Consider the following 3,058-nt stretch of genomic DNA (forward strand, 5'->3'; position numbering starts at 1 on the left):
GTGCCGCTTTTCGAGGGAGAAATCCACTCGGCAAATCCAATGTGACGGTTAGGAAAGCGATTTCCTATCCCGGTGAAATTTACTCGATTGATTTTTCAGTATTAGTGAGTACGCCACAAAATGGGCCTGTACTGATTTCGAAGCAACCCCAAGCGGAGCTGAAAGTTATACGCAACCAACCACCTGAATAATCGGATGGGACGTCATCTGTTCTGCTTTTCTTTGGAAATCATCACTGGACAGCTTCAGCGCGGAATGTCTTTTGTAGGATATTCCCTGCGTCATGCAGACATCCATCAGAATTAGGATCTACAAATTGATACGTGGCGGTATTTCCGGGGTAGTTGTAGCTGTTGACAGTACTACTCCATCAGCAGCTTAGATGGAAGGTTGACATAGCCCTGGTATTTCCGGTTTTCATATCGGCCCCAATAACCAGCAGGAGACGGCGGAAAAGCTGGCGGACTTCCTGGAAGCTGCGGCTGCCGATATCCGTGTCTGGGAGACCATTTCCGATGGCGCACTGGCGCGGGTCGGCGCGCACTATACCTGGGGTAATTACGCCACGCAAATGATGACTCTGGCGCGGATTTTCGGCTTCTGGCGCTTCATGCTCAAAGCCGATCGTCACGCCGCCTGTCGCTATTTGCAGATGTTTCAGCACTTGCAATGGCGGCCTCTGGCCCATGCGGTGCCGTTGGGGGAGTCATGAGGGACAGCTGGGTCTCTGCGACAAACGCGTGTCCAAAGGATAACGATAGGTGGCAGAGATAGCGCAACGCGCCGCCGCCGGATGCCGGGGGTTCAGGAGCGTGTTCCAGGTCTCCGGCACCAGCACACTCGGCACGCGCAGCAGGGGTGCCGCACCGTCGGCGAGCCAGCGGTCCCCGTACACCTGCGTGAGATGCGGATGTTGACTCCAATCCTGCGGAAGATGAGTAATATCCGCACGGTATAATGCAATATCTTCTGGCACGGAAATACGCAACCATTGGAACGCGTCAGGGAGGTCTTCCGTATCGACTTCGAGATGGACCAGCGTTTCCAGAAGAGCCGTGGACGGATCCGGCGCGCAATAGACTACCGGACGGCCACGACTGGACCAACGTCCAGAAGCACGCATGCCACCCAGACCATCCAGCGTCGTATGATTACTGATCCGCCAGAGAACCACCGTCAGGCGGCCATCCCCTGATCAATACGGACCAGCCATTCTTCGACCAGACGGGCGCCCATTTCGGTCTCCAGCGCCGTTAGTGGCGTGCGGCCGCCCAGTCCGGTTTTCAGTTTGCGCAACCAGCGCAGAGCCTTTTCCGGGTCGCCGAAGGTCTGTCGCGCCTGCAGCAGACAGCGCAACACACGCAGGAACCGGTCGGACTCCTCCCGATTCAGGCGACCGGTACCCGCTTTGCGATGCGACATGGTTCGCGCTGGGATGATCAGTACCTGAATTTCGGTCTTCGTCAATCCGAGCTCTGTCAGCAGCGCCAACTGAGCAAGAGGAACCCCCGTTTCCGTCAGTTCAAGCAGGGCAGTGTCCTCTTCCGGGAGAAGCCCAAGTAGCCGCAGAACCTCTTGCGATGCGGGCGTTTCTGGTTCGATCAGTGCTATCGCCACAACGGTTTCCTCCTATCTTGGCTACATGCTATCATTCAAAAAAGTCGTGTTTCAGCGGCGTTGCTTACCAATATCCAAGTGTTGGTCATAATGTTCCTCCTTTTGAAATGGAGGTACAAACCCAGAGTTATCGACGAGTAGAAGTTTTAATGAAGAGATTTTTCGTCCCGATACCCCTGAAACGGCCTGCCATCAGCCGATCGAAGCCAACTATCCCCTTACTCCCTACAATACTAGTCTAGTTCCGCATATTCTGTAACATCATTATGTGGCCTTTCTTGTGTACATATAGTGAGCCAATCGGGGGCGGTATGAAATTTTTTGACGAAGAACATGCAGTAAACTACATCCTCAGTCGTCAGGATGACGATGGCGGCTTCTGTTTTTATCGCGCTTGGGGAGTAGAGGAGTCTAACGCCCCAGATACCTTTTACGCCGTGGCGAGCCTGACACACCTGACCAGAGATGTACCCAAACAGGATTTGCTTATTCATTTTCTGAGAAAACTACAATCCGCGTCCGGCGATTACCCCTCTCTTACGATAGCTTATTTTGCTCTGAGCACCTTGCGGCTGCTGGGGACGAACCCAGATCATGATCCGCAACCAGCCTTGGAACTATGGATGCAGCGACTGCCGGGTGCCGGTCTGGTCCCGGATCGCTGGACTAGTGGGCTGCGCAACGCCGCACGTTGTGCATGCCTGTCTGGAGAATGGTCGATTTCATCCTCTGCCTGGAAAAACGCCGCCTTAGCTCTGCTCACTTTGTGCCATAATGCAAAAGGCGGTTATGGTGTCAAGGCGAATCCTATCGATAGCTACCATGCCCTGCTGCTGCAACGCGCTTTAGGCGAGGCAATAACGGTTGCGGATCTAGCCTTTTTCCATGATTGTGATGATCCAGTGCTTGGCATACGTATGGCACCGGATAGCTCTAGCACCAACATGGAAACCACTCATGCCGCCCTGCGTAGTTTTTTTCTACAAGATAGGGCACCTGGTTTTCCAGATGCCATTGAGCAGTTCCTGAGTCGCTGCCAACATTCTCAAGGAGGGTTTGGCCGCAGCGATGATGCTATTGCTACTCTCGAATCGACTTGGCGGGCCGTTTCTATTTGGAAACTCCTTCATTAAGACCTAGCAGCTTGTCGGGCTTTCATTTTGCCTAAAATTATCGTATAATTACTTATGATTCAATGTGATGAGTGATTTTATGGCCCACTTCCTCGATACTGACCGCAAGACCGATTATCTTCTGCCCCCTTCCATGGACGACTGGCTCCCAGAAGGGCACCTGGTTTATGGTGGAAGTTATTGATCAGCTCGATCTCTCGCTACTGGTCCAACAATATGCGGGTCGTGGCCATAAGGCCTATCATCCAGCCACTCTGCTGGCGATTCTGGTCTACGGCTATGCCAACGGGGTCTTTTCCAGCCGTAAA

The 3,058-nt window shown here is 53.3% G+C and carries 5 protein-coding genes and 1 pseudogene; 3 read left to right on the plus strand and 3 right to left on the minus strand.

The window, feature by feature from the left end; all coding sequences use genetic code 11:
• Positions 1-191: hypothetical protein (locus HAP95_RS05030; protein ID WP_215883228.1), on the plus strand; the 191-nt coding region annotated here is incomplete at its 5' end.
• A 179-nt stretch (positions 192-370) separates the two neighbouring features.
• On the opposite strand, the gene HAP95_RS05035 is transcribed toward HAP95_RS05030, so the two are convergent.
• The 3 genes from HAP95_RS05035 to HAP95_RS05045 are packed head-to-tail and all read right to left on the minus strand — an operon-like array spanning position 371 to position 1,617.
• Positions 371-670, minus strand: coding sequence for a hypothetical protein (locus HAP95_RS05035; RefSeq protein ID WP_215883229.1), 300 nt, complete (start codon positions 668-670; stop codon positions 371-373).
• Between the two features lie 36 nt (positions 671-706).
• On the minus strand, positions 707-1,174 hold the full coding sequence (locus HAP95_RS05040) for an RES family NAD+ phosphorylase (protein WP_215883230.1): 468 nt from the start codon (positions 1,172-1,174) through the stop codon (positions 707-709).
• 2 nt (positions 1,175-1,176) lie between these two features.
• A complete protein-coding gene (locus HAP95_RS05045; protein WP_215883231.1) occupies positions 1,177-1,617 on the minus strand; it encodes an Xre family toxin-antitoxin system antitoxin in 441 nt (146 codons plus the stop codon).
• Positions 1,618-1,928: 311 nt separating this feature from the next.
• Between HAP95_RS05045 and HAP95_RS05050 the strand changes: the two genes are divergently transcribed.
• Together HAP95_RS05050 and HAP95_RS17055 are read left to right on the plus strand one after the other, a co-directional pair.
• A complete protein-coding gene (locus HAP95_RS05050) occupies positions 1,929-2,750 on the plus strand; it encodes a prenyltransferase/squalene oxidase repeat-containing protein (RefSeq protein ID WP_215883232.1) in 822 nt (273 codons plus the stop codon).
• Between the two features lie 79 nt (positions 2,751-2,829).
• A pseudogene (locus HAP95_RS17055) lies at positions 2,830-3,058 on the plus strand (transposase); the annotation flags it as partial.

Source organism: Acidithiobacillus sulfurivorans, from assembly GCF_018853815.1.
Lineage (GTDB): Bacteria > Pseudomonadota > Gammaproteobacteria > Acidithiobacillales > Acidithiobacillaceae > Acidithiobacillus > Acidithiobacillus sulfurivorans.

Bases quoted from the DNA above. Each gene is read 5' to 3' on its own strand.
- HAP95_RS05050 (WP_215883232.1), top strand. From the start codon at position 1,929: ATGAAATTTTTTGACGAAGAACATGCAGTAAACTACATCCTCAGTCGT.